The following is a 24470-nucleotide window of genomic DNA, read 5'->3' on the forward strand; positions in this document are numbered from 1 at the left end:
ACCACAAAGGGGACAGGCACCTTTGTGGTGGTTGGGGTTATTCATCCGTCGTGGCGGAGCGCAACCTAACGCTTGCGACGCTTGGTCGCAGCAACACCGGCAGCGGCAACAGTTGCGCCAGCGATGCCCAGGGCGGCGATCGTTATCGCGGTGGCGTCTCCCGTGGCGACCAGGACAGCATCGGACTTCTTGGCCGGCGTGGTTTTCTCAACCGTCTTGGTCGTGGTGGTTGTCGTGACCGGCTTAGCCGCGGGCTGCGGATCGGGAGTCGGCATGGCCTCGGGCGTAAACGTCAGATCGGTGTTGAGCCACAGGGTGTAGATCCAGCCGCTCTCGGGATCAACTACACTCGCTTCGCCCATCTGGTAGCCGCACTCCTGGCCGTTGATCACCAGCTTGGTGTCGGGCGTGAAGTAGAAGCCGCGCGCAGGCTTGAGGTAGATGCCGTAGCGATAGGTCACGCCGGGTTTAAAGGCGTCGATGTGATTGGTGATGTGCTGGTCCCAAAATTCAACGGAATTCACCTCACTGCCGTCGCTACCCGTCCAGTACTCACACTGAGGAAGGGAGTTGGAGCCCGTCGGAACATTCGCCGTAAAGACCGGCTTATCGCCCGCCTTAAAGGTGGTCGTGGCGCCGTTGATCTCGATAACGTCGATGGCACGCCATTCGTCGATCGGCTGCTCACACAGCATATTGTCAGCGTTTGGCGCGAAGACGCCGTTGACGGTCTTGATGTGGGGCGCCCAATGACCGTTAACGTTCATATTGCAGTCATCGGCCACGGTATTGTCGCCCTTGAGCTTCAGCTCAACGGAGTACATGTAGAACTTACCCTCTTCGAAGTGGTCAATCTTCTTCATGCCCGGCGTGTACTTTGCGGGGTCGGAATACCAGAAGGCAACGGGTACCGACTCCCCGGATTCCATGTCGAGCTCCATTTCCTCCCAGCATTCGTAGGCGATCTCATACTTGTCGGCATCGGCGGCGGGGATCGTCGCGGTCGCGCGGGGCGCCTCGCCGGGCGCGTAGTCGGTCTTCACGTCGTTGACGTCCAGGTTATGGATGGCTTCGTTTTCTGACGCAACAAGCGTAATTTCGCTATTGATGGCGTAGCGGAGGTAATAGTCGTACCTGGTTTCGTTGAGGATAGTCGAGCTGCCTTCATAGTCAGTTCCGGTATACTCCAGTGCCGCGCCAATATAGAGAGCCTCATTGCGCGTGAGTCGATACGAGCCGCCCGCCGCGCCACCCGTAAAGGTCAGCGTCAGCCTCATGTGATTGCCAACGGGTTCGAAGCGAGCCGTCACGTCGGACATGGACGCATCCTGAACTTCGACCAGAGTGCCCGAAGCGGCATCGGCCCTGTAGTACTTAACCTCGACGACTTCGCTCGCAAGCGTTTCTGGAATGCCACCTTCTACATCGGGAAAATCATCATAGGTATACGGCTGGCCCTTTTCGAGTGTGACATCGCACGGAAGCACGCAGTCCGTGTAGCGGGGAACCACGGTCGTATTGACCCTAACGTCGCTGCCGCCAACAACATCGGTCACACCGCAGGGCATGATGGCGTTGCTCGCCGGCATGGCGGCGTTGTCGTCGCCAGAAGCGTTTTGCCCAGCGAGCGCAGCACCGCTAGACTCATTGGCGGCATCGGCTGGGATTGTCTGCTGAGGCTCAACGGTGGCTTGCGCCGCCGGAGCAGCATCGGTTGCAGGCGCGGTCGAAGCAGCTGGTGCGGTCGTTGCAGCCGTATCCTCCGCAACCGTCGGCGTCACCGGAGCCGCGGCGACCTCGACCGTCGCAGCGGCGGGATCGGCATATTCGGTCGCCAGCGCCACGCTCGGCAGCAGCAACTGACCGACCATAAGCGCACACGCGCCGGCACAAGCGATTTTGGCGCCCACGCAGTGCCAGGTTCCATGAACCAACGAGCAGGTGCGCTCGCGCTGAGTTTGCTTATCAAAGCGGCTTCCGTACATAACGGCCTCCTTGGTCGTAGGGGCATACCACCACAAAGGTGCCTGTCCCCTTTGTGGTGGTCCTGTACCACCAAGATGTGCAAAATGACTCCGCACGCCTAGGTTCGTAGATGTGAACCTAGGCCTCTACCTGCGGTTTAATTCAATATGATTCCACCATCGCCACACTCGTCCCAGGAACGCTACAATCGAGGACACGATTATTCGTCCATCCAAAGGACCGTTCTTGAACCTGAGTAAGCCTAAAATCAACGCGCTTCTGGCACTTGCGCTCTTTACCTTTGTCTTTCTTGCTGCCGAGTTTCGATTCGACATTAATGTCGGGCTGCTCGCCGGTGCCGAGCGTGTTGTGATTGCGCAGGGCTTCATCCTCGGCGCCAGCGTGATCGGCTTTATCGGATATGCGCCGCTGCTCGGGCTCGCACAGCGCAAAAACCGGCCTCAGGCAGTTGTCAGCGCCGCCGTCCCCATCGCCATCTTGGGGTTGACTCAGATTCAGTCCCCCACGAGCCCGCTTGCGCTCGAGATTCTGGGATGCCTCGCATTCCTCGGACTCGGCCTACTGGGCGGCGCGGCACACCATGCCTTCGCAACGACATTCCAAGACGATCCCAAGCTCGCCACCGGTGCGGGAGCAGCCTATGCCGCGGGCATCCTGATGCAGTTCGCCATCAACCTGCTCAATTGCGGCGGCATCGCAGAGCTCATCGTCCTTGGCACAGCGACGATCGCCATCTCCGCCCTCAGCGTCGTTCCCCAAAAGGCTGCTGAGAGCTCCAGCCCCGCCATCAATCCCTTTGTTGAGCCATCGCACGCCCTTGCCAAGCAGGCGTGTTGGAGCATCGCGCTCGTCATGATTCTGGCCTGTCTGTTCTCTACTCTCGATAACGTGGTCACGTTCTCCAACGCCCACGGCACCATCGCCGTGCAGACCTGGCCGCGCCTCTTTTTGGCAGCGAGCGGTCTTGCCGCCGGTCTTATCTTTGATCTTGCCGAGCGTCGCTACATGGGGCTCGTCATGTTCGGCGTCACGGTACTCTCCACCATTTCGGTCTTAGCCGTCGAAGCAGGAGCCGATCCCAACCTGGGCCTCATTGTCTTTTACCTGAGCTCGGGCTTTTTTGTCACGTTCTTTACCGCCACGTTTACTCAGCTGGCACCGCACATGCACGTGCCCGCCTTCTGGGCCGGCATGGGCCGTGCAGCCAATAACGTGTGCGCGTTCACCACGTCGGGCGTCTCGCTTGCGCTTGCGACCTCTGGCAACGTCGCCCTCATCATGATTGGCGCGGTCGTGCTTCTCGTCGCCGCCTGCGTGGCATTCGTTGCCGCGGGCCTATTCCGCCTGCCCCAAACCGAGCAGGAGCGCGAACATCAACAGCTTGCCGAGGAGGCACTGGCAGCACCGAGTATCGAGGAGCAGCGTCAGGTCTTCATCACCGATCACGCTCTCACCCCACGCGAAGTTGACGTGCTGGTGGCTGTGACCCAAGATGAGCGCCCGCTCAAACAGGTCGCCGAGGAGCTTGGTATCTCGATGCGCATGGTACAGCGCCACCTGAGCTCCATTTATCAAAAGACCGACACGCAGACGCGCGCCGGTCTCACCAAGGCCTTTCCCTCGGCCTAAAACAAAAACCACCACAAAGGTGCCTGTCCCCTTTGTGGTGGTTTTGGTCGGCTAGCCTTCGAGTTGGGCCACCTTGTAGCGGTAGGCCGCGGCGATGACGTCCTTGCAGCCCTCGCGACCCAGCTTGGCGCGGTTGACGACGATATCCTTGCCACTCGTCATCTTCCACTTGCCGGCGCTATAGCGCTTGTAAAAAGCCTCACGCGCCTTCTGCTGCTGCTTGACCAGCTTGGCGCCCTTCTTTTTATTAAGGCCACGCTTCTTGCGCACAATCTCGACGCGATCCTCAAAGGGAGCGGTCACCAGCACGGCAATGTGGTTGGGATTGTTACGCAGCAGGTAATCGGACAGACGGCCTTCGATAATGCAGCTCTCGGTCTCACCCAGATCCAAAATCACCTGGCTCATCTTTTGGAACAACTTGTCCGAGTACGAACGGGCATCGTAACGGTCGGGCAGAAACGCCATGTTCTCCACAGCCAGACGCTCATCATAGGCGGCCATCTTGTCGAGCGACTCGCCCGCACGCAGTGACGCGCGCACCAGCAGCTCGTTATCGTACAGCGGAATCCCCAACTCATCGGCAAGTATGCGGCCAATCTCGTGACCCTCGGCACCAAAATCGCGCGCGATGGTAATGACCACAGGATTCTTCTTATTCTCCAGATCGCTCATCGCGATTCCTTTCTAACAAATGAGAAAAAGGCAGTCTCTGTTTCCCATTTTGTCACTTACGCCGGTCCTGGTTTCCCAAGTGCGGCAGATTGCCCCGAAAGAGGAGCGCCGCGTACTAAATGTACGCAAGCGACGATTGAGGGGCAAGGTGCCGTGCTAGGGGAAGCAGGACTATGCGGCCACCATTCGCCTCTGATATGCTCTCACCAGCAACGAGATACCAAAGTTGAGCACAAAGTACATCGCAAACACCAGGCCGTAGAGCATAAGCACCTGCGACAGGTCGATCGCATGGGCCATCACGACGTTTGCCGTGTACATGAGCTCGGCCACGTTAATGCCCGAAAGATACGAGCTGTCCTTGATGACGGTCGTGCACTGGCTGAACAGCGCCGGAATGATCGTCTTAAACGTCTGCGGCAGAATGATGTAGCGCATGGTGGCAAAAAAGCCAAAACCCTGGCTCTGCGCTGCCTCAAACTGGCCGCGCGGAATCGAGTTGAGGCCGCCGCGCACAATCTCGGCCATAACAGCGCTGGTAAACAGCGTAAAGGCTATGGTCGAGATCACAATGTCCAAACCCTGCACCGTAAAGTAGATAAACAGAATCCACAGCAGGTTCGGCGTGCAACGGAACAGCTCGATATAGGCGCTCACCAAAATACGGAACGGGCGAGGCGCATAGCTTTTAACGAGCGCTAGCACCGTGCCAAAGATGAGCGAGAAAAAGATCGACAGCGCCGAGATCTCGATGGTCTTAACAAAGCCGCCCCAAATGTAGAGCAGGTTGGTCGCGTTGAAGATTTCCATGCGCTAGGCCTCCTCTACGTTGTCGAGCCCCAGCTCGGCCAGGCTCACGCCGCGCGGACGCTCCTTGGAGCGGCGCTCGAGCCACTGCACCAGCATGGCGAGCGGAAAGCAGATGATGAAGTACATAAGGCAGCAGACGATGTATCCCTGCAGGTAACCGTACAGACTCACAAAGTTGTCGGAACGGTACATAAGGTCGCCGCCGGCTACGAGCGCCAGCACCGACGTGTTCTTGACCAGGTTGAGCGCCTGATTACACAGCGGCGGCAGGATAATCTTGAACGTCTGGGGCAGCACGATGTACCAGTAAGCCTGCGCGCGGGTGAAGCCCTGGCTCTGGGCCGCCTCCATCTGACCGCGCGGAACGGCCTCGATGCCGGTACGGATGACCTCCGAGATGTAGGCCGCGTGGTACAGGCCCACACCCAAGAAGCCCAGCACAAACGGCGCGATGCGCACCGGCTGGTCGGCGCCGGTTATGGCCTGCAAAAACTGCGGGCCGGCCATGTACATAAAGAGTACCTGCACGGGCAGCGGAGTGTTCTGGTAAAACTCCACGTACACGCGGCTGATGGCACGCAGCACGCGCGAACGGGTGGTCGAGAACACGCCCAGCAGCGTGCCCAGCGCCAGCGACAACAGCAGACCGGCAACAACCACCTGCAGCGTCACGCCAAAGCCCTCCCAGAAGGGCCCCATGTTTTGAAATGTCGTCGACCAGCGGTCGGCGTCAAACAATCCTTCGAGCATTTGATTCCTTCCTTGGACGATGCGCCTACACAAGACCCCAGGTCTTGACCTCTTGATCGAGCCAGCCGTCGGCCAGGCGATCGCAGACCACCTGATCGACCACGGCCGAAAGGTCGCAGTCCTTCTTGGTCGCCACGCCGTAGCCCTGCTCGCCAAACTTGACCTCGGGCTGCAGCAGCTCGACGGTCTCATTCATATAGCCGGCCAGCGTGGAGCGGTCCATGGCAAAGACGTCGATATTGCCGGCGTCGAGCGAACTCTTAATGATGGGGTAGCCGCTAAAGGCCCTAAACTCGGGCTTGCAGCTAAAGCCGTTGTCCTTGATCATCTGCTCGATCAGGCCCTGCGTGGTGGCGCCCTGGCTCACGCCAATGACCTTGCCATCCAGATCCTCAATCGAGGTAAAGCCCGAACGCTTCTTGACCATGAGTCCCACGTAGTCGGTACGGTACGGCGTCGAGAAATCCCAGCTCTTCTTGCGCTCGTCGGTGATGGTGTAGGTCGCCGCGACCACGTCGAGTTGGCCATTATCGATCAGCGGGCCGCGCGTCTTGGGCGTTACGTCGGTAAACTCGACCAGCTCCTGGGCGCGGGCCTCCTTGTAGCTCACATCAAAGACGGCGGCGGCAATCTGGTAGCACAAATCGACTTCCATGCCCTCAAAGCGACCCTTGGCGGTGTCGTAATAGCCGTAGCCGGGAACGTCCTTCTTAACGCCGGCATTCAGATGACCGCGCGACTTGATGGCCGCAAGCTTGGAGCCCTTGTCGGAGGCCTCGCCGCTGGTGGAGTTGCCGCAACCGGTGAGCGCGGTCCCCGTCAGCGCGAGCATGCCAGCGCCCGCCAGCTGCAAAAAGTGACGGCGCGACACGGCCGCCCTCGTCATATCCGTCATGTCCATCACCGCGCCTAATGCAGAATCTTGGACAGGAACTCGCGGCAGCGCGGGTTCTCGGGGTTATCGAAGAAGTGCTCGGGCGTGCCCTCCTCCAGGATGCGGCCGTCCTCCATAAAGATGACGCGGTCGGCCACCTGGCGCGCAAAGCCCATCTCATGCGTCACGCAGATCATGGTGATGTCCTCCTGCGCGAGCTCAATCATAACGTCGAGCACCTCCTGCACCATCTCGGGGTCGAGCGCCGAGGTCGGCTCGTCAAACAGGATGATGGGCTGCTTGGTGCACAGGGCACGGGCGATGGCGATGCGCTGCTGCTGACCGCCCGAGAGGTTTTGCGGATACTCGCCGGCCTTATGCGCCATGCCGACGCGCTTGAGCGCGGCGATGGCGATCTCGGTCGCCTCCTCCTTGCTCTTCTTTTGCAGCTTGATGGGCGCGAGCGTCAGGTTGCCGAGCACCGTCATGTTGGGATACAGGTTGAACTGCTGAAACACCATGGAGCTGTACTTGCGAGCCATCTCCAGGTGATTCTTCTTGGTGAGCGGCGTACCGTCGATGATGACCTCGCCCGATGTGGGCTCCTCCAGATAGTCGACGCAACGGATGAGCGTCGACTTGCCCGAACCGGAAGGCCCGATCATTACGAGCTTCTCGCCGCGCTTGACGGTGAGGTTGATATCTTTGAGCACATGCAGGTCGCCAAAGTACTTGTTGAGATGCTTGATCTCGATCATGTCTGCCATGAATGCCCCTTCCCTGCGTTTACACGAATTGCATCATTGTACGGAAAGAATCGCGTTTCCGCAGCCCACACTGCACCCCCGTAAAGAACCCGCAATCTTCCACCCACTCGTTGGCACCCATTGGGGACAGACTTAAATGAGTACCTGCTCATTGGGCACTCATTTAAGTCTGTCCCCAATGGGTGCCCCACCAAAAAGGGGCGCGACCATGACGGCCACGCCCCTCAAGACCCGAAAATAATACAACCGCCCTTGTTGAGCATAAGTCAGCGAAAACCCGTACACGCGAGCAAGGTGACGTGAAATGAAAGGGCGCAGACCTTATGGTCGCGCCCTTGAAATTGAACGTCAGATTGCCGTGTGTGCGGGTTTGCAGCGTCGAGCCGTTACGCGGTTTGGTAAAACCGCGTAACAAATTACGCCAATTTCGCTCCGACGATCTTTGCCGCAGCCGGCTTGTCGAAGTTGCCGCCGGTGGCCTTGCCGAGTGCACCCATGACCTGGCCCATCTGCTTCTTGGACGTGGCGCCCAGCTCGGCGATGACCTGCTCGATCAGGGCCTCGAGTTCCTCGCCCGAAACCTGCGCGGGCAGCAGGCTCTCCAGAATCTTGACCTGCTCGGTCAGGTTGTCGGTACGCTCTTGGTCGGTGCCGGCCTTGATAGACATCTCCAGCGTCTCGCTTGTCTGCTTGATCAGACGTTTGATCATGCTGTTGACGTCTTCCTCGGTCACGTCGCGGCGCTCATTGACCTCGATGTTCTTCACCTCAGCCTTAACCTGGCGAATGATAGACAGGCGAACCCTGTCCTTGGCCTTCATGGCCGCAATCATTTCCTTCTGCAGCTCTTCGTTGGTCATCTGCAAATCCTCCTCAATAGTGCGGGCGGCACTCACACGAGCGCCGCCCCATGATTACTCAGTCGTCGACGAATCGTCGGTCGAACTCTTGGTGACGCCCTTCAGGCTGACGTTGTACGGCACGTCCTTGGGCATGGGGTTAACGGTAATGTCGGCATCCTTCTTGTACTGCTCCAGCCACTCGCTATACGCAGTGCTCTCTGCCTGCGTCTTCACCACGTTGGAGACGTACTTTTTGATGGCCTTGGGCACCTGGTTGATGTCATCGACCTGATTATCGACATGGAAGTAGTCGGTGCACTTGATGATGTGATAGCCGTACGTCGACTCGACCACGTCGCTCACATCGCCCTTGTTGAGCCCCTCGAGTGCCGCCTGGTAGCTGTCGACGAAGGTGGTGAGCTTGTCCCAGCCCACGTCACCCTTCTTCTCCTTGGAGCCGGTGTCGTCGGAATACTGCTTCACGGCGTCTTCAAAGCTCAGCTCGCCGGAGTTGATCTTGTCCAGGCACTCCTGCGCCTTAGCCTTGGCGGCAGCCTTGTCCTCGTCGGATGCGTCGGAATCGACCTTGATCAGGATGTTCGACGAGCGGCGGGCATCGTTGTAGTTCGACAGATTCTCGTTGATGTAATCGACGATCTCGCTGTCCTTGGGCTTGCTGGTGGGCGCCACGGCATCTTTGAGCTTTTGCTGCGCCAGGCTCTCCTTGAGCGAGCTCTTATAGGTGTCCTCGGTGTAGCCGTAGGTCTTGAGGGTCTTCTTAAAGGCCTTGGCACCGCCCGCGCTCTTGCACGCGTCCTTCCAAGCCTTCTCGACCTCCTCGTCCGACACCGTCACGCCGTTCTCCTTCTGTGCCTGTTGAAGCAGAATCTGCTGCGTGTAGGAGTCGATGAGTTGCTTGCGGTACTTCTTGGGCGTGAGGTCGTTGTCGACCAGATACTGCGCCCAGTCCTTGTCCTTGGTGTAGCCGTAGGACGTGCGCATGCTCATGATCTGCTTGGTCACGGTGTCCTCGGTGAGGTTGGTGCCGTTGATAGTGGCAGCCACACCGCCGGTAAGCTTGTAGCCCGAGGTATCCTCTGCTTGCGACATAAGGCCGGAGCACGCCATGGCCGAGACGGAAAGCAGCATCGCCAGCACGCCGATGACCACCAGAACGATCTTGACGGTCTTAGACACGTACGTCTTGCGCTGCTTCTTACGAGAGTTGGAGGCAGCGCGAGCCTGCTGCTCGGGCGTCGGCGCGGCCTCGGAGTTCTTTTTCTTATTTGCCATGTTTGGCCTTTCGCATCACGAATCGAACAAACGCCATTGTGTCACAACGCGGCCTCCGCGACAAAGGGGGCAACCCTGGCACTTGGGGACGTTCCTTTTCTGCCGGCAGTTAGGGACTGTCCCCAAGTGCCGGCTTTAAAAGTGGCGGCGGATGGCGTCGACCATGCCTTGAGGTGTGGTCTGGCCGAGCACATCGGCCGCGACATCCGCGTCCATAAAGATGTTCATGAGCGCCTGCAGGGCCTCGACCTGGCCGCCCGGCTCGGCGATGCCCAGATTGATGACGATCTGCGCCGGCACCGGAGCGCCCATGCCAGCCATAGCGTTAAATGTCACGGGTGCGGCGGGCTTTACCACCGCGATATAGGGCTTGGCTACAAACCCCGGATCGGTATGCGGAATGGCGATATTTGCCGCCGGCATGGCAAGACCCGTGGGATAGGCATCCTCGCGCATGCGGACGGCATCGAGCCAACCGGGCGCAGTGTAGCCGCGAGGCGCAAGCTCGTCCTCGAGCCGCGCAAACACCTCATCCGGCGTCGCGCACTCCCAATCAAAAAACACCAGTTCAGGTGTAAATAATGCTTCGTTATTACCAGACATAAGCCGCCTCCTTCTTTTCATTTCCTGTCTTTAGGCCCAATACGGAATATACCTTTTGTATTTGGAACCCGCGTCCTCATCCTCTTCCTTTATCAACGCCCCTTCCAGGCATTCTTTGATTAGACGAGACATCGCCACCGTGTTTTTCTTTTCGTCCAAAAGACCAAAACGCTCTCGCAGTGACTGATTGCTCATTGACTCACCTTGGGCATACAAAAGACAGGCATGCCAGTACACGGCATTTTTTCGCTCGCTCTTTTTCATTCGAGTATACGGACAGTCGCAATAGAGCGTCACGAGCGTTCCCAGCCCTCCCTCACTCTTGATAACCGGTGAAGGCATGCCGGCTTTTTCGAGCGAATCTACGATTAAATCCCAGCCCGTACCGCCTTCTTCGCAAAGATCCATTTGGCGCATGAGGGACGCCATCATCGAATTGCGCGTTTTCGGCTGAGCGTTGAGCACGCGCTCTGCCGGAATAAGCGTTGTTCCGGGATTAGAAACCTCAATGCGATTGTCGTAAATCGCAACAAGAGGCCCCGCCGTATTGTCGGCAATGTCTTGATGGATCACGGCGTTTGATAGCAACTCGCGAATCGCCCTTTGAGGATAAGCCGTCTGAATGCGTCGAAATGCACCATCCAGTGCCTCAACAGCCGGAATCATCGACATGACCAGTTGCTCTGCTTGTGGAAGCGCCAAAGCGTAACCCTTGTCGATTTCAGTATCACCGATAATGTCAAAGTTGCCTTTTCCTGCATATCGCACGATTCGCAGCGTGCGTTTCCTGAGCTCCGGATAGCGAGAAAGCCTTTTTCCCACTAGAAGCATTCCCAAGCGCGTCACACTATATCGGCCGTTATCTTGACGACGAATCAGCTCTTGTTCACAAAGAGCAAGCATCACTCTGTCCAGATCGACAGGTCTTCTCAATCTGCACAACTCAAAATACGCATCAACATCTAGTATCTCGGCGACCTCTTGAGATGTCAAATCGCTCTCAACTACAGCGAGCTCCGCGTTCCCCGCCTGCAAGCGACGCCACAGCTCCGCCTCTCGCGCACTACCAGGAAGCAGTTCTGCCGTCGAAGACCCCTCTCGGATGTAGGCGGTCTTATCAAAATAGACCGGCTGAGCGTTCGCGGCGTGCACTTTCAGCACCACAAAGCGCTTTGCCTCATGATCAATAACCGCAAACTCGTAATTCGCATTGTTTGAGAGCGCGAGCTTGAGCCACATCAAAAGCTCTTGGTTTCCCTTGCCCTTTGCGTGATATGGGTTGAACTGGGTGCCCACAAGCTCATGAGTATCGTCGCTCACGCCCCAGATCTTATAGGCATATGCACGGCCGCAGTAAGCGGCAGCGTTGGCAAGCGCCGAGATGTCACGACCCGTTCTAACGGGGTCGCTATTACCCTCTTTAAACTCAAGCCACTCGGTTTCATCAGGGTAGCCGATAAGCGAATAAATCAGCTCCATGCCATCTGCTTCACTCATTGAGCCTGCCTCCTTGCGCTTATTTTGATAACAAGATGTTAAATAGATGATAAATAGAATTGTGCACAATTTGAAGCTGAAGGCCAAGTTTTCTGGCCGTTTTCCCAGATAACCTCAATGCTGGAAGCTTTGTTCTCTGCGAAAGAGTCGACTGCCGTAATTGGCAGGCAAGAAGATATGGCCCGATGTCAAAAGGAATTCAAGCAGCAGGGCATGAAATTAAACCAGCAATTATCGCCAAGTAAATGGGCGTTGTCCTTATCCAGCATCATGTCCTTCGAACAAATCGAGCGGCAGCGGCACAGCAACGAAAAACACAGCTGGCAAATAGTGGCGCAGCGGCACTCCATTTTTATGCATTTCTGAAATTTCCGAAAAAGCCAGAACCTCATTAGCATTTGATAATGCCCCCCCCCGATGGCGTATCTTATTCTTGGTTAGCATTTGTTAACGATATGTGCCCGTTGGAGCGATTCCGTGTCCCTAGATCCGAATTTTTTCTGTCAGTACGCCCCGTGCGACAACCAAAACCTATTAGCCGAGCTAGTGGCAATGGCTTCAATCCAGCAATTTCAAAAAAGGGAAATTATCCTTGAAATGGGTACCCAACAAAAATGGTTTTACCTTTTAAAACAAGGGGTAGCCTGTTCGTATTCCCTACAAAGCGATGGTTCGGAAATCACTGACTGCATAATGGCGGAACCGGGCATGCCCGTAATGCCTAGCCCCGAGTTTGACATTCCATCTCCGACTTATATTGAAGCTTTAACAGACTGCACGCTCGTTCTTCTTAAGATAAGCGATGTTCAAAATAAAGCCCAATATAATCCAGGACTTGCAGCTCTCATTAACCGATATCTATCAAGGGCTTGGCACGATCACTATAAAACCGAATCCGCGCTTAGGCTGCTGCCAGCTCGTGACCGCTATAAATGGTTTCTCGAGGAGTATCCGGGGGTTATCGACAGGGTTCCCCATTCGCGCATCTCATCATTTTTGGGTATGTCGCCAATCACACTTTCGCGCGTAAGGGCAGGCATATAGCAACGAAACGCTATTTCCTTTTACGTTTAATCTCGACGGTTATTGTTGAACCGCATTCAGGACAGAAGTTGATCTCCCTACTGTATGCAATCCTACACTTCTTGCAATAACGCCATATTTCGCCCATATCAATAGGGCTAGCGCATATTTTACAGAATTGAGCATCTATCTCGTTTTTTGTACCGCAGCATTGGCATTCGACCTCACCGCAGCAATTGGGACGTTTTTTCATTGGAGGGACCGGACAAGGATGACGTCTAGGCACCAAATCTTCAATTTGGGCATAGCAGAGGCGCTGGCTCTCTTTGATGTTTATCAGCATGCCGATTCGGTGCTCAATACTCGACCGTATTTCATCTTCGCCCTCGCTTTTAACGATATCGTCGCATAACGCATCCACTAGAACCTGATAGTCATCTTCAAGTCTTCGCGCTTCTTCCTCAAGATCATAGATCAACTCAATGCGCGGCGTAGATCGTTCACCTGCATCAAGATGGAATGGCTCATGATCAACTGGCAGCAGTGGCATATATCCTCCTCATAGCCCGCCTGTTAACTATCACAATCAATTATTAACCAGCCATTGTCGCAAAAGGCGATGGTGGTCTGGCCCCCTACATGCAGCACCCCAGCAGACAGATGATGTCGCTGCGGCACAGTGACATCATCTGTCTTGCACCACGCATTAATGCCTCTCGTTTCAACCGCGCAATCTCGACACAGCTACTTACGGCCTCCGTTACGAATTTCCCAGTATTTAATGTCATCCAACGTTTCTTGGATCCGGTCTATCTTGGCATCACGCAATAAATTATCAATCTCGTCACTGCAATCAGATCTTGTGCTTCTGCTCGATGTTGACTGCGCCGTTCCTGAATCGGAGAACAGCTCGCTAAAGAACTCGCCCGGAGCTGCAACGATCGCCAAGAATCCCATTGACCAGAACAAGACACAAATCAGCCTTACAAACCAGCCATATCCGTTTTCAAAGGCAAATTGACTGCCAAAAATAACCGATCCGCAAAATGACGCAATGGGCATAAGCAGGTCTCCAATGAAATGTCCCGGACCGAACATTACGTAGCAGATATAAATTGAATAAGAGGGATTGACGAGAACCATAATCGAAACTGCGCCTAAAACCGCCAACACCAATAGGGGACTCTTCCAGCACAGCGAACAAGTCAATACCACTAGCCCAAGATACACGAGCACTATCCAAAATGCGATAGTTGAGATTTTTGGAGATTCCACCCATCCGCCCCAAAAACCCGACACAGCATACTGCGTCGCCGCTCCATTGGATGAAACGACCGATGCAATGTATACAACCATTGCACCAAATAAAAAAATTGCTATTAAATCGATTGCTTTTCTCATTTTACCCCTATCCACTAATATCGCTCTTATCTAGCGTCCTATCGTCTTGTCGCCGCTATTGGCTACTTTGTTTAGATTTCGGCCCCTGGCCGACATGGAACAAAAGCCATACCCCAACGACACTCGCAACAAAAATTGCATGCCCGTATCAAGCCAAGATGAATCACGGCCAACCGAAGACGGTGACATATCCATATCCTTCGCTTGACCTTTAACATCGATCACTTGCCACTTAACCTAAGTCTTTCCAGAAGCCAATGGCGGCCGAACATCGTTGACTTAAAGCTTGTTGGCAAGATAAACGAAATCACCGGGTGTCCAAATTAAATCGGGCACCCGGCTACCAGTATTCTTATATTTTTATGGCCCAGCTATGCATTTCAGTCATCAATAATCGCTATATCGCTATCTAATGCAGCCTAGACTATGCTCCTGATTGCTCCCTCCGCTTGGGACAGGAGCCCTTTCATCTTTTTCTTTTGCATCCAGCCATTAACGCCCGTTAAATCGGATTCGCCCAAGAGAGCATCGCCCATCCATCCCTCAAGCACAATTTCCCTTTCGCCAAAAGCGATCGTAAAATTACGCTGCAGCATTAGCACGCCGTCGCCCTTCGACCAACAAGGTTCACCCTTAATTAGTTTCTGTTGAAAACCGGCGCCCTCAATAATGCTCTTCCAAATCTCTAAGACCCTTGGCGTATCAATTTGACCGTGCGCACAAATCGTTACCGTTGTCCTCGGCATCTCAAGCCCCTTTCTATTGACCCAACTCTTGACCACAGTTCGGACAATGTTTTGCATCTCCTATAATCCGGGTTTGGCAATAAGGACATACCTTGCCTTTATTCCGCGTCGAATCAATATCAACCACATTCTTGGATGCATAGCGCACGCTTATAAATAGAAGCGCACCGACAATCAATAGAACGAATCCGATTCCAATAATTGCTAAAACCGAAAGCTCCATGCTGGTAAGAGGAGCTTTAAACGTATAACGATGAGATAACATCGCTTTTGTTATTAGCCCGTAGACCAGCGCAAAAAGACCCAAGCCAAGTGACAGCAAAGCAACGGTTTCCTTTTTTGGTTTCATTAGCCCCACCCTCCAACGAGACAATTAACCCTTCAAAATCTCGCAATCGATATGGCCCCACCGTTCAAATTTCTAGAAAACATGGTGGCTTTAATGCCATAGCCCTCGTTTGGGTTCGAAATCAAACACGGAATTATTTAGGCAGACTTGATTATCCACACTGGCAACAAACACGCATTAGCATTTGATAACGCCCCTGCGACAGACCGCAGTCGAAGCGCCATAATTGTCGACAGGAGAACCGCTTTGAAGCTCCACAAGCTGCCCGCGAAAAAGGATCGGAAATAACTGATTTCGGCCAGAAGCAAACTTTTTTTATTTATTAGAAAAGGGCATAGCCGGAGCGCATGGCCTCTCAGCCGACGGAGATGAAGTAACCGATCGTCTCGTCTTCGTTCCCGGCACTCCGGTTATGACAAGCGCAGACGCAACAACGCTCTCTTCTGAATGTTTCGAAGCTTTAACGGATTGCAATCTCATTAAGCTTAAAATTTCGGATTTCTACAGAGCAGCAGAAAGTACCCCTCAACTTTTGTCCATTTATAATTCGTTGCTTGAGAGCGCATGACACAATCACTGGAAAGTCGAAAACGTCATCGGGCACCTCAGCGCAAAGAATCGATATGAATGGTTTCTGAGGGAATATCCTGGACTGATCGATGCTATTCCCCATAGGAATATAGCATCGTTTTTAGGAATGACTCCGGTAACCCTGTCCTGTGCGCGAAGTCAGCATCGGATTCAATCGGCATCTGAGCAACAACCGCACTAGCAGCAAACGGCTCAATCTGAGCAAAAAGAGGATGCGGACTGGTGAACAATTTATACTTTAATGTGTGCCGGGCTCGTGACAATGATGTTTGTCACGAGCCCGGCACGGTATTCATCTATGGCATTCCCCGTCTTCACACGGTCGGCGTGTCTTAGTTCTCATTCTCTCGTGTACGTTTCGTTGTTGATAATAAGCTCATCCCCATTGAGAAAATAGAGCCTATCATCCGCCTCTTCAGCTTCCTCTTTGCTGCTGGCTTTCTTCCAATGTTGAGAGCTGATATTTCCTTGACTGCTACTTAGAACCAATGTCTCGTCTTCTTGAATCGTATAGCGATCGCAGCTTTCCAGCCACGCACCGTTATAGGTAAAAGGAACCGAACAATCACCATTCTCATCAAATTGGAGAATTTCGTCTCCGTCGTCGTTTGCCCAAGTTCCAACAATCGACTTCTCACCACATCCAACTAGACCAATCAGCGGGACAGAAGCCGCGGCAACGGCCATTTTAATTGCTGTTCGTCTCGAAAATAATTGTGCACCCATCTTTGCTCCCAACAGACAGCACCCGTACAAAAGATAATTTGATTATCCTCATAAGATTATTTAGCGCATTATCATTTGATTATGGTCCGGCGTATCCCGAGCACAAAGAAGAGCAAATGGCTCTATTAGGCTAAATTAATCTCTTGCCGGATCGCGCCTCTTGGCGAAGCAATTGGACTATGAACATCAAGCTGTGGCAATCGTTTGCCTCAAGCAACGTAGATCGCAATGCATAAAAAATGGCGGTTAAGCGTACCTCCGACACTTAACCGCCAACACAAACCAACGACTAGCGCGCCGCGTCAATTGCGACCTTGCCGCTCTCCAGCACGTGGACGCGGCCGTCGGCGAGCATCTGCACGACCTCGGGATACAGGACGTGCTCAATGGCATGGATGTGCTCCTCGAGCGTGTCGACGTCCCAACCTTCCTCGACGGCCAGCGCACGCTGGGCGATGATGGGGCCATTGTCGTAAATCTCGTTGGCAAAATGCACGGTCACGCCAGTTACCTTGACGCCGCGCGCAAAGGCATCATCAATCGCATGCGCACCGGTAAAGCTCGGCAGCAGCGCCGGATGCAAATTGACCACGCGATTGGGGAACGCCGCCAGCAGAGGCGTGTGCACCATACGCATGTAGCCGGCCATGACCACATACTCGCAACCGCGTTCGAGCAGCTCGTGCGCGATGATCTCGTCGGCGGCAATAGGGTCGGCATAGACATCCTTGGACAGCGTGAGCGTCTGGATGCCCGCGCGCTCAGCGCGCTGCAAACCCTTAGCCGAAGGACGGCTCGACACCACAAGCTCAATCGAAGCGTTGAGCTTGCCGGCGGCGATCAGATCGATCAGCGCCTGCAGGTTGGTACCCGAACCGCTGATGAGCACACCGATCTTGAGCGGCTCGTCCGTATCGGTGCCGGTCGGACGGGCATAGGGCACAAAGTCCAGGCCCTCGACGGCAGCCATCTGCTCGTTAGCGCTCATCGGAGTACACGACCTTACCGGAACCCTCGACGCACTCGCCTACGCGGAACGGCTTCTCGCCCAGCGCGACCAGGGCCTCGGTAACCGCGGCCTCGTCCTCGGGGGCGACGATCAGGCACAGGCCAACGCCCATGTTGAAGGTCTTGCACGCCTCGTTGGGCGCGAGCTCAGCCTGGCGCGACACGTAGGTGATGACGGGCGGAACGTCCCAACCCATCTCAGCGCCGTTGCGGGTGACCACGGCGTCGACGTCGTCGGCGAGCGCGCGGTTGAGGTTCTCGGTAATACCGCCGCCGGTGATGTGGGCAATCGCGTGCACCGGAGCGCCGCCGCGCAGCAGCTCAAGAATCGGCTTGACGTAGATGCGCGTGGGAGCAAGCAGGGCGTCAGCGAGCGATGCGCCGCCGAGCTCCTCGAGCGGACGGCTCAGCTCCTCGGCCTTAGCGGCGGCCTCGGGCGTGCCCGGCTTAATGCCGTCGACGCCGATGACCTTGCGCACGAGCGAGTAGCCGTTGGAGTGCACGCCGGTGGAAGGCAGGCCCAGGATCACATCGCCCGGGCGGACGTTTGCGGGGTCGAGCATCTTGGGACGGTCGACGACGCCCACGGTAAAGCCGGCGAGGTCGTAATCGGCGGGGGCCATAACGCCCGGGTGCTCGGCCATCTCGCCGCCCACAAGCGCGCAGCCCGCGAGCTTACAGCCATCGGCCACACCCTTGATGATCTTTGCCATGTGCTCGGCCTCGATGTGACCGATGGCAACGTAGTCCAGGAAGAACAACGGCTCGGCGCCCGAAGCCAGAATGTCGTTGACGCACATAGCGACCAGATCCTGACCCACCGTCTCGTGACGGTCCATGATCTGGGCGAGCACGAGCTTGGTGCCCACGCCGTCGGTGCCGCTAATCAGGATCGGGTCTTCCATATCTTTAAGCGCGGCAGCCGAGAACAGGCCACCGAAGCCGCCGATGCCGCCGATAACCTCGGGGCGATTGGTGTCCTTGACCATCTGCTTAATCGCGTCGACGGCGCGGCCGCCCTCGGCGGTATCGACGCCGGCATCCTCATACGTCACATGCTTGCTGTCGCTCATCTGAGCCTTCCTCTCCCATTACCGTGGCGCCGCGCAGGCGCCAAACGGTGCTCATAGTTGCGTTCATTTCGGCGCGCGCCATAACAGCACGCGCCGTCATATCAACAAAACAGCAGGTAAAACCTACCAAAATAAACCTGTCCCTTTTGGCAGGCTTTAGGCCTCGCCGTGTTCCTCTTCCCAGCTGCGGTCGTCGTATTTCTCGACCACGGCGTCGTCGTCAAAGTGCAGCGGCTTGTCCAGGTTGCGGGGCTTAAAGCCCTCCATAAATTTGTCGCGGCCAAAGCTCTCGGGAATCGCCACGGGATAGCGACCGGTAAAGCATGCATCGCAATAGCCGCCCTTGGGCATGACCTTCAGCAAGCCCTCGACCGAAAGGAAGGCCAGCGAATCGGCGCCAATGTACTCGCAGATCTCATCGACCGTCTTGTTGGCACTGATGAGCTGCGACTGCACGTCGGTATCGATGCCGTAGAAGCACGGCCAAATGACCTCGGGCGAGTTGATGCGAATGTGAATCTCCTTGGCGCCGGCGTTACGCAGCATCTTGACGAGCTGCACCATGGTGGTGCCGCGCACGATGGAGTCGTCGATGACGACCAGGCGCTTGCCCTCGATGTTGTCGCGCAGCGGGTTGAGCTTCATGCGCACGCCCATGGCGCGCAGCTCCTGCGTGGGCTCGATAAACGTACGGCCCACATAGCGATTCTTGATGAGGCCCTCGCCAAAGGGAATGCCGCTCTCGTGCGAATACCCCTCCGCGGGCGGCAGGCCGGAGTCGGGCACGCCGATGACCAGATCAGCCTCGACGGGCTCCTCGTGTGCCAGCTGGCGACCCATGTCGTAGCGGCAGGCGTAGACGCTCTTGCCGTTCATGATGGAGTCGGGGCGGGCGAAGTAGACCTGCTCAAAGATGCAGTTGGCAGGCTCTTCGGCTGCAGGTACGCCCTGCTCGGATACCAGGCCCTCGGCGCTGATGCGCAAAATCTCACCGGGACGGACGTCACGGACGTACTCGGCACCCACGATGTCGAGCGCACAGGTCTCCGAGGCAACGACCCAGCCGCCAGCGCGCGTGACATGGGTGGTGGCGTCGACCGTCGCGGCGTCGTCTTGCGACGGCAGCTGCGAAACGGATGCGGCATCGGCTTGGTCCAGGCCCTCGTCCACGAGCTTGCCCAGCACCAGCGGGCGAATGCCGTGCGGGTCGCGGAAGGCATAGAGCGCCTGCTCATTGATGAGCGTCATGGCGTAGCCGCCGCGCACGAGCTCCATGGTCTTACGAATACCCTCGCGCAGATGGCCTGTACGCTGAGTAAAGTAGCCGATGAGCTTGGTCGCGACCTCGGAATCCGAATTGGAGAGGAACGGCACGCCCAGCTCGATCAGCTGGCGGCGCAGCTCGTCGGTGTTGACCAGCGTGCCGTTGTGAGCAAGCGCGATAATGACGCTGTTGATGGTAGAAAGATGCGGCTGAGAGGCTTCCCAGCTCTTGGCACCGGCGGTGCCATAGCGCACGTGGCCCACGGCCAGCTGGCCGGAGAGCGTCGACAGGTCGGCGTTGGAGAACACGCGGTCGAGCAGGCCCAGATCCTTGCGGACCATAACCGTGCCGCCGTCACCCACGGCGATTCCCGCCGATTCCTGGCCACGGTGCTGCAGCGCACGCAGGCCAAAGTACGTCAGTCGAGCCACGTCGCGATCGGGCGCCCATACGCCGAAAATGCCACATTCCTCATGCAGCTGGTCGGAGTCCGGATCATACGTCGACATGGTGTTCACCTGTCCCGCGGCACGCTCGGCCGCGCGGATGGTTTCTTGAGACATGGCATCCCCTCAGAGCCTCGTATTTTGGCGTTACCCACCTTATTATACGCACGGCAGGACAAGCACTCCCGCGCATGAACAGCGCTTTTTAAAAGCCCACCGAGCTAATAATCAGTTTTGTGGTCAAACATTTTATCGGTCTGTCCAGTGCAAGCGCCCGCACCCCCCAGATTGCCGCCGTGTCCACCGTTGGGGATTACAAAGTTGCAATTGGGTCGTTTGTCCTGTCTTTTGGCAGGTCGGCGGCGTATCCTTATAACCTGCAACAAAGCGAGAAAGGTTATGTATGGATCGAAATGAACTCGACCCCAGCGTCCCCAGCGCCACAGAGGTCAAGAAGATCCCCCTGATCATTAAGGTGTACGCCGCCCTGTGCATTCTATCCGGCGTGGGCACGCTCCCGTCGGTCGCCGCCTTTATGTGGCAGGTCATCACCGCGCTCATCACCGGCAACACCGCCGCCAAGCTCGGCGACAACACGCTCGTCGCGGTCGGCCTTATCGTCGCCGGCATCATGCTCTCGGCGGCGAGCGCGGTCATCTTGATCATCTTTGGCCTTGACCTCATTAAGAACCAGCGCCGCAACGCCGCGCGCCTGTCCTATATCCTTATCGCATTTACCGTCGTTGAGCTTTTGGTCGACGTGATGCTCCAGGGTATCGGGCCGTTCTTGCTGCGCCCCGCCATCCAGCTCGGCATCCTCGTCGCGCTTTCGGCCACCGTCGACCCCACGCTTCGTCAGGAGCGCGAGCTGCAGCGCCGCCTGCAGGAGATGCTCGATCGCGACGCCGCCGCCGAGGGCATGCTCGGCCGCGATGAGACCGGCGAAGGCTACATCAAGCTCAACTACTTCAACCTGTTCTGGGTATTCTTTGTCTGCTGCGTACTCGGCCTGATCCTGGAGGACATCTGGCATATGACGGTCGACGACCCGGGCGTCTACCAGAACCGCGCCGGCATGCTGTTTGGCCCCTTCAGCCCCATCTACGGATTTGGCGCCGTACTCATGACCATGGTGCTCAACCGCTTCTACAAAAAGAACCCCATCATTATCTTTTTGGTGAGTGCCCTACTTGGCGCAAGCTTTGAGGTGTTCGTGGGCTGGTTTATGCAGACCTCGTTCGGTGTGGTCTCGTGGAACTACTCGCACATGAAGCTCTTTGGCATGCCCGACCCGCTCGCCGTCCTTACCGGCGGACGCACCTGCACGGGCTTTGCCTGCCTGTGGGGCCTGGGTGGCCTCATCTGGATCAAGCTGCTGCTGCCGAGGCTGCTCAATCTCATCAACATGATTCCGTGGAAGAGCCGCTACTCCGCTACCGTCATCTTTACCATCATCATGCTGGTCGACGGCGTCATGACGCTGCAGTCGCTCGATTACTGGTACCAGCGCGTCAACGGCACGGTCAGCGATATTCCCGTTGCGCAGTTCTACGGCACGTACTTCGATAATGAGTATATGGAAAATCGTTTCCAGAGCATGACCATGAGCCCCAAGGATGCGACGCGCGTGTAGCGCCCACCGCGCCCAAAACGCAAAATGCCCGCCGGTATCACACGTACCGGCGGGCATTTTTATAAACGAGCCTTCTGTCGACGCAAGCCTCTACGCCTCGCGCTCGACCTCACTCACACACTCATTTTTGATGGTGCCGACAAGCGACTGCAGGGCATCGACCATGTGCGGACGAACGTCTCCGCCAATGAGCACGAGCATGATGTCGTCGCCCACGGTAAGCTCGCCGCTTGCCAGCCACACGCGCACATAGCCGATACCAGGCATCGCGCGCGTGGCCTCGATAGCAGCCTGCACCTTCTGAGTATCGAAGCCGAACACCATGCCGCCCACCTTATGCCCAGGCGCCACGCCATCGGTCTCGACTCCGCGCACCTCGGCCTTGGGCGTCGCACGCACCACACCGTTGTGTGTCAGGTACATACCGCAGCCAGCCGCCGAAGCATCGGCCTTAGCCTCACGCAGCCAAGCATCAACCGAAGGCATCGTTTTGCCACTTTCAAGCATCATTTCTCCCTTACCGTCAGCGAGTAGCTAATTTGGGACGGGGCTCTTTTAGCTACCCCTGGATAATCTACTCCTCGACCGGCGTGAGCACCATGACGACGCGCGTGTTGCTCAGCGACAGCGAGCGACAGGTCACGAGCGTCACGACCTTGGTTGCTGAGGCGGCGCGGTCGCCCGCATCGCTCGCCACGGCAGAGGCACCGTCGAGCATCTCGGACAGGTAGTTCTTGAGCCCGTCGTCGCCCTCAAAATTGCGCGTACGCGCCTTGGCATACGTGTCCTCAACGACCTTGGTCGCCAGCGGACGCAGCTTATAGGTGGCGTCGCGCGTGATGTAGTACACGCACTCTATGCTGTCGAACGTCGCCTGATCGGTCGTGCCCGAGATCACATTGAACATCGATCCGTCGTTCATGTGGTGACCATAGATCGTAGTCTGCTGATCCACCATGCCGGGCGCAATGTCCTCGTAATCCAAGAAGATGGCACCCGATGCGTTGGACGTGCCATCGAACAACGTGTTGAGGTACTTGGAATTATCAGTAGCCTGCACTACGGGATAGTTAATGTTGGTGCCCGGTACGTAAATCCAACCGACGACCTCGGGATTTGTCTGGGCAAGAGCATTGAAATCGATAATCGGCACGCCGCTAGCGTCCTTATCGCTATACTGCTGTTCGATCTTTTGATACGACTCGCTCGCCTGCTTGTAGCCAATCTGCGCATTGATAAAGATGGCGGCAGCGGCAACGATCAGACCGATACCGATAATGATGAGCAGAATGGGAATGACGGACCGGCGTTTCTTGCGCGGCGGCTCGGCGTAATCCGACGGCGCGGCATGCGATGAAGACAGGGGCGGCTTCTTAGCGGTGCTATAAGACGAAGGACGATACGCAGCCGGCGTATCCTGACGACGATGGGATGTCGGCGTTACGGGACGCGGCGCGCGCGGCTGCTGAGGAGAGGATGTCCGACCCTGCTGTGCCGCACGGGCAGCACCCGGCTTCGACGGATCGGGAATCTGAGGAACCTTGAATCGTTTTCCCTGATAGTCGGACATGGCTCTCCTTATACTGCGGTGAAACGGCGGAACGCCTAGGCGTCGGCCATCTCCTGCTTCATCTTCTCGATAACCTTGCGGTACTCGGGGTCGCATGCGCCCAGAATCTGCGTGGCGTAAATGGCGGCGTTCTTGGCACCGTTGATGGCCACACAGGCCACGGGCACGCCCGAAGGCATCTGCACCATCGACAGCAGCGAATCCATGCCGCCCAGGTCACTCGTCTTCATAGGCACGCCGATGACCGGCAGCGGCGTAAACGCAGCCACGACACCGCCCAGGTGAGCAGCCTTGCCGGCAGCAGCAATAATCACCTTGATGCCGCGGTCGGCAGCAGTCGAAGCCCACTCGTGGACCTTCGCCGGCGTGCGGTGCGCGCTCGCAATGACGAGCTCATAGGGCACACCGAGCGCCTCGAGCTCGGCGGTACAGCCTTCCATAACGCCCAGATCGGACTTGGAGCCCATGATGATCCCGACAACCGGCTTCTGATCTGCCATAAACAAAGACCTCCTGTTGAGAGCGATGACGCGGCGGATCCGCGACCCTTAACTACTGAGAGTAGTATAGCTGCTCCCGTCCCTGCGGTCCCCGGGTGCCCCGCGGCGGGCCGGGTTTTTATCTTCGCTCCCCTTGCTTCGCAAAGTCGCTCCGATAATAAACCCGGCCCGCCGCGGGGCACCCGGGGACCTACCGGGAATTGCTATGACGTACGTTGGCTAATTTAGGTTGGAATGAAAGGTTTGCGGAGGGTAGTGGACAGTTAGTTCAGATACGTATTTTTTGGCCGTGCCTCTTGGCGCTAATAGAGTGGTTTGAAGTCACTTTGAGCCCCATAATGACCTTTATCGCCCTTATTTGAGCGTCTCCACCGGTTCAGAAAGTCAAATTCAGCCCAATCGGACTCAGGTCGG

25 protein-coding genes are annotated in these 24470 nt (G+C 56.5%); 3 read left to right on the plus strand and 22 right to left on the minus strand.

Annotation, left to right across the window (positions count from 1 at the left end; genetic code table 11):
• Positions 1 to 65 precede the first annotated feature (65 nt).
• A complete protein-coding gene (locus tag DW732_RS01475) occupies positions 66 to 1985 on the minus strand; it encodes a hypothetical protein (protein ID WP_118098300.1) in 1920 nt (639 codons plus the stop codon).
• A 226-nt stretch (positions 1986 to 2211) separates the two neighbouring features.
• On the opposite strand from DW732_RS01475, the gene DW732_RS01480 reads away from it, so the two are divergent.
• Entirely contained in the window at positions 2212 to 3615 is a 1404-nt protein-coding gene (locus DW732_RS01480) for a helix-turn-helix transcriptional regulator (RefSeq protein ID WP_118098302.1), read from the plus strand.
• A 51-nt stretch (positions 3616 to 3666) separates the two neighbouring features.
• Here DW732_RS01480 and DW732_RS01485 read toward each other — a convergent pair whose 3' ends face one another.
• The 10 genes from DW732_RS01485 to DW732_RS09750 form a co-directional block, all read right to left on the minus strand.
• Positions 3667 to 4290, minus strand: coding sequence for an AAA family ATPase (locus DW732_RS01485; RefSeq protein WP_117734775.1), 624 nt, complete (start codon positions 4288 to 4290; stop codon positions 3667 to 3669).
• Positions 4291 to 4461: 171 nt separating this feature from the next.
• The gene (locus tag DW732_RS01490) at positions 4462 to 5100 is read right to left on the minus strand and encodes an amino acid ABC transporter permease (RefSeq protein ID WP_006235796.1); all 639 of its coding nucleotides are present in this window, start codon (positions 5098 to 5100) and stop codon (positions 4462 to 4464) included.
• Positions 5101 to 5103: 3 nt separating this feature from the next.
• A complete protein-coding gene (locus DW732_RS01495) occupies positions 5104 to 5850 on the minus strand; it encodes an amino acid ABC transporter permease (RefSeq protein ID WP_117743673.1) in 747 nt (248 codons plus the stop codon).
• Positions 5851 to 5875: 25 nt separating this feature from the next.
• Complete coding sequence (locus DW732_RS01500) at positions 5876 to 6751, minus strand: transporter substrate-binding domain-containing protein (RefSeq protein WP_118098304.1); 876 nt, start codon at positions 6749 to 6751, stop codon at positions 5876 to 5878.
• 8 nt (positions 6752 to 6759) lie between these two features.
• A complete protein-coding gene (locus DW732_RS01505) occupies positions 6760 to 7491 on the minus strand; it encodes an amino acid ABC transporter ATP-binding protein (protein WP_055251548.1) in 732 nt (243 codons plus the stop codon).
• Positions 7492 to 7907: 416 nt separating this feature from the next.
• Entirely contained in the window at positions 7908 to 8351 is a 444-nt protein-coding gene (locus DW732_RS01510) for a GatB/YqeY domain-containing protein (protein ID WP_117743340.1), read from the minus strand.
• Between the two features lie 54 nt (positions 8352 to 8405).
• A complete protein-coding gene (locus DW732_RS01515) occupies positions 8406 to 9626 on the minus strand; it encodes a peptidylprolyl isomerase (protein WP_117743341.1) in 1221 nt (406 codons plus the stop codon).
• Between the two features lie 135 nt (positions 9627 to 9761).
• Positions 9762 to 10229, minus strand: a complete 468-nt coding sequence (locus DW732_RS01520) for a PTS sugar transporter subunit IIA (protein ID WP_118098306.1) — start codon at positions 10227 to 10229, stop codon at positions 9762 to 9764.
• A gap of 30 nt (positions 10230 to 10259) precedes the next feature.
• Positions 10260 to 11726, minus strand: coding sequence for an ATP-binding protein (locus tag DW732_RS01525; RefSeq protein ID WP_118098308.1), 1467 nt, complete (start codon positions 11724 to 11726; stop codon positions 10260 to 10262).
• Between the two features lie 258 nt (positions 11727 to 11984).
• The gene (locus DW732_RS09750; RefSeq protein ID WP_147356345.1) at positions 11985 to 12170 is read right to left on the minus strand and encodes a hypothetical protein; all 186 of its coding nucleotides are present in this window, start codon (positions 12168 to 12170) and stop codon (positions 11985 to 11987) included.
• 108 nt (positions 12171 to 12278) lie between these two features.
• On the opposite strand from DW732_RS09750, the gene DW732_RS09755 reads away from it, so the two are divergent.
• On the plus strand, positions 12279 to 12770 hold the full coding sequence (locus DW732_RS09755; protein WP_158567314.1) for a Crp/Fnr family transcriptional regulator: 492 nt from the start codon (positions 12279 to 12281) through the stop codon (positions 12768 to 12770).
• Between the two features lie 10 nt (positions 12771 to 12780).
• Here DW732_RS09755 and DW732_RS01535 read toward each other — a convergent pair whose 3' ends face one another.
• The 8 genes from DW732_RS01535 to DW732_RS01565 form a co-directional block, all read right to left on the minus strand.
• Complete coding sequence (locus tag DW732_RS01535) at positions 12781 to 13299, minus strand: zinc ribbon domain-containing protein (RefSeq protein ID WP_118098311.1); 519 nt, start codon at positions 13297 to 13299, stop codon at positions 12781 to 12783.
• 194 nt (positions 13300 to 13493) lie between these two features.
• Positions 13494 to 14150, minus strand: a complete 657-nt coding sequence (locus tag DW732_RS01540) for a hypothetical protein (protein ID WP_118098313.1) — start codon at positions 14148 to 14150, stop codon at positions 13494 to 13496.
• A 419-nt stretch (positions 14151 to 14569) separates the two neighbouring features.
• Positions 14570 to 14896, minus strand: coding sequence for a hypothetical protein (locus tag DW732_RS01545; RefSeq protein ID WP_118098315.1), 327 nt, complete (start codon positions 14894 to 14896; stop codon positions 14570 to 14572).
• Between the two features lie 13 nt (positions 14897 to 14909).
• A complete protein-coding gene (locus tag DW732_RS09760; RefSeq protein ID WP_147356347.1) occupies positions 14910 to 15245 on the minus strand; it encodes a zinc-ribbon domain-containing protein in 336 nt (111 codons plus the stop codon).
• A gap of 930 nt (positions 15246 to 16175) precedes the next feature.
• Positions 16176 to 16562 carry a hypothetical protein gene (locus tag DW732_RS01550; RefSeq protein WP_118098317.1) on the minus strand — a complete coding sequence of 129 codons (387 nt, stop codon included), beginning with the start codon at positions 16560 to 16562 and terminating at the stop codon, positions 16176 to 16178.
• A gap of 289 nt (positions 16563 to 16851) precedes the next feature.
• Positions 16852 to 17550: a phosphoribosylglycinamide formyltransferase gene (gene purN, locus DW732_RS01555; RefSeq protein WP_118098319.1), complete on the minus strand. Its 699-nt coding sequence runs from the start codon at positions 17548 to 17550 to the stop codon at positions 16852 to 16854.
• Entirely contained in the window at positions 17540 to 18643 is a 1104-nt protein-coding gene (purM, locus tag DW732_RS01560; RefSeq protein WP_117655823.1) for a phosphoribosylformylglycinamidine cyclo-ligase, read from the minus strand. The genes purN and purM overlap by 11 nt, the downstream gene beginning before the upstream one ends.
• A gap of 156 nt (positions 18644 to 18799) precedes the next feature.
• Positions 18800 to 20470, minus strand: coding sequence for an amidophosphoribosyltransferase (locus DW732_RS01565; RefSeq protein WP_117743345.1), 1671 nt, complete (start codon positions 20468 to 20470; stop codon positions 18800 to 18802).
• Between the two features lie 286 nt (positions 20471 to 20756).
• On the opposite strand from DW732_RS01565, the gene DW732_RS01570 reads away from it, so the two are divergent.
• Positions 20757 to 21986, plus strand: a complete 1230-nt coding sequence (locus tag DW732_RS01570) for a putative ABC transporter permease (RefSeq protein ID WP_117743346.1) — start codon at positions 20757 to 20759, stop codon at positions 21984 to 21986.
• A 90-nt stretch (positions 21987 to 22076) separates the two neighbouring features.
• Here DW732_RS01570 and DW732_RS01575 read toward each other — a convergent pair whose 3' ends face one another.
• From DW732_RS01575 to purE, 3 genes are all read right to left on the minus strand, one after another.
• Positions 22077 to 22472, minus strand: coding sequence for a molybdenum cofactor biosynthesis protein MoaE (locus DW732_RS01575; RefSeq protein ID WP_199569685.1), 396 nt, complete (start codon positions 22470 to 22472; stop codon positions 22077 to 22079).
• An 88-nt stretch (positions 22473 to 22560) separates the two neighbouring features.
• The gene (locus DW732_RS01580; RefSeq protein WP_118098323.1) at positions 22561 to 23556 is read right to left on the minus strand and encodes a class B sortase; all 996 of its coding nucleotides are present in this window, start codon (positions 23554 to 23556) and stop codon (positions 22561 to 22563) included.
• A 35-nt stretch (positions 23557 to 23591) separates the two neighbouring features.
• On the minus strand, positions 23592 to 24056 hold the full coding sequence (gene purE / locus DW732_RS01585) for a 5-(carboxyamino)imidazole ribonucleotide mutase (RefSeq protein ID WP_006235810.1): 465 nt from the start codon (positions 24054 to 24056) through the stop codon (positions 23592 to 23594).
• Between the last annotated feature and the right edge of the window lie 414 nt (positions 24057 to 24470).

The sequence above is a fragment of the Collinsella sp. AM28-11LB genome (assembly GCF_003469895.1).
Taxonomy (GTDB): domain Bacteria; phylum Actinomycetota; class Coriobacteriia; order Coriobacteriales; family Coriobacteriaceae; genus Collinsella.

Excerpts from the sequence above, each read along its gene's own strand:
- DW732_RS01540 (WP_118098313.1), bottom strand. The coding sequence starts at position 14,150 with ATGAGAAAAGCAATCGATTTAATAGCAATTTTTTTATTTGGTGCAATG.
- DW732_RS01475 (WP_118098300.1), bottom strand. The coding sequence starts at position 1,985 with ATGTACGGAAGCCGCTTTGATAAGCAAACTCAGCGCGAGCGCACCTGC.
- DW732_RS01510 (WP_117743340.1), bottom strand. The coding sequence starts at position 8,351 with ATGACCAACGAAGAGCTGCAGAAGGAAATGATTGCGGCCATGAAGGCC.
- DW732_RS01565 (WP_117743345.1), bottom strand. The coding sequence starts at position 20,470 with ATGTCTCAAGAAACCATCCGCGCGGCCGAGCGTGCCGCGGGACAGGTG.
- DW732_RS01490 (WP_006235796.1), bottom strand. The coding sequence starts at position 5,100 with ATGGAAATCTTCAACGCGACCAACCTGCTCTACATTTGGGGCGGCTTT.
- DW732_RS01495 (WP_117743673.1), bottom strand. The coding sequence starts at position 5,850 with ATGCTCGAAGGATTGTTTGACGCCGACCGCTGGTCGACGACATTTCAA.
- purE (WP_006235810.1), bottom strand. The coding sequence starts at position 24,056 with ATGGCAGATCAGAAGCCGGTTGTCGGGATCATCATGGGCTCCAAGTCC.
- purN (WP_118098319.1), bottom strand. The coding sequence starts at position 17,550 with ATGAGCGCTAACGAGCAGATGGCTGCCGTCGAGGGCCTGGACTTTGTG.
- DW732_RS01520 (WP_118098306.1), bottom strand. The coding sequence starts at position 10,229 with ATGTCTGGTAATAACGAAGCATTATTTACACCTGAACTGGTGTTTTTT.
- DW732_RS09755 (WP_158567314.1), top strand. The coding sequence starts at position 12,279 with ATGGCTTCAATCCAGCAATTTCAAAAAAGGGAAATTATCCTTGAAATG.
- DW732_RS01545 (WP_118098315.1), bottom strand. The coding sequence starts at position 14,896 with ATGCCGAGGACAACGGTAACGATTTGTGCGCACGGTCAAATTGATACG.
- DW732_RS09760 (WP_147356347.1), bottom strand. The coding sequence starts at position 15,245 with ATGAAACCAAAAAAGGAAACCGTTGCTTTGCTGTCACTTGGCTTGGGT.
- DW732_RS01515 (WP_117743341.1), bottom strand. The coding sequence starts at position 9,626 with ATGGCAAATAAGAAAAAGAACTCCGAGGCCGCGCCGACGCCCGAGCAG.
- DW732_RS01570 (WP_117743346.1), top strand. The coding sequence starts at position 20,757 with ATGGATCGAAATGAACTCGACCCCAGCGTCCCCAGCGCCACAGAGGTC.
- DW732_RS01575 (WP_199569685.1), bottom strand. The coding sequence starts at position 22,472 with ATGCCTTCGGTTGATGCTTGGCTGCGTGAGGCTAAGGCCGATGCTTCG.
- DW732_RS01485 (WP_117734775.1), bottom strand. The coding sequence starts at position 4,290 with ATGAGCGATCTGGAGAATAAGAAGAATCCTGTGGTCATTACCATCGCG.
- DW732_RS01500 (WP_118098304.1), bottom strand. The coding sequence starts at position 6,751 with ATGGACATGACGGATATGACGAGGGCGGCCGTGTCGCGCCGTCACTTT.
- DW732_RS01505 (WP_055251548.1), bottom strand. The coding sequence starts at position 7,491 with ATGGCAGACATGATCGAGATCAAGCATCTCAACAAGTACTTTGGCGAC.
- DW732_RS01525 (WP_118098308.1), bottom strand. The coding sequence starts at position 11,726 with ATGAGTGAAGCAGATGGCATGGAGCTGATTTATTCGCTTATCGGCTAC.
- purM (WP_117655823.1), bottom strand. The coding sequence starts at position 18,643 with ATGAGCGACAGCAAGCATGTGACGTATGAGGATGCCGGCGTCGATACC.
- DW732_RS01535 (WP_118098311.1), bottom strand. The coding sequence starts at position 13,299 with ATGCCACTGCTGCCAGTTGATCATGAGCCATTCCATCTTGATGCAGGT.
- DW732_RS09750 (WP_147356345.1), bottom strand. The coding sequence starts at position 12,170 with ATGCTAACCAAGAATAAGATACGCCATCGGGGGGGGGCATTATCAAAT.
- DW732_RS01550 (WP_118098317.1), bottom strand. The coding sequence starts at position 16,562 with ATGGGTGCACAATTATTTTCGAGACGAACAGCAATTAAAATGGCCGTT.
- DW732_RS01580 (WP_118098323.1), bottom strand. The coding sequence starts at position 23,556 with ATGTCCGACTATCAGGGAAAACGATTCAAGGTTCCTCAGATTCCCGAT.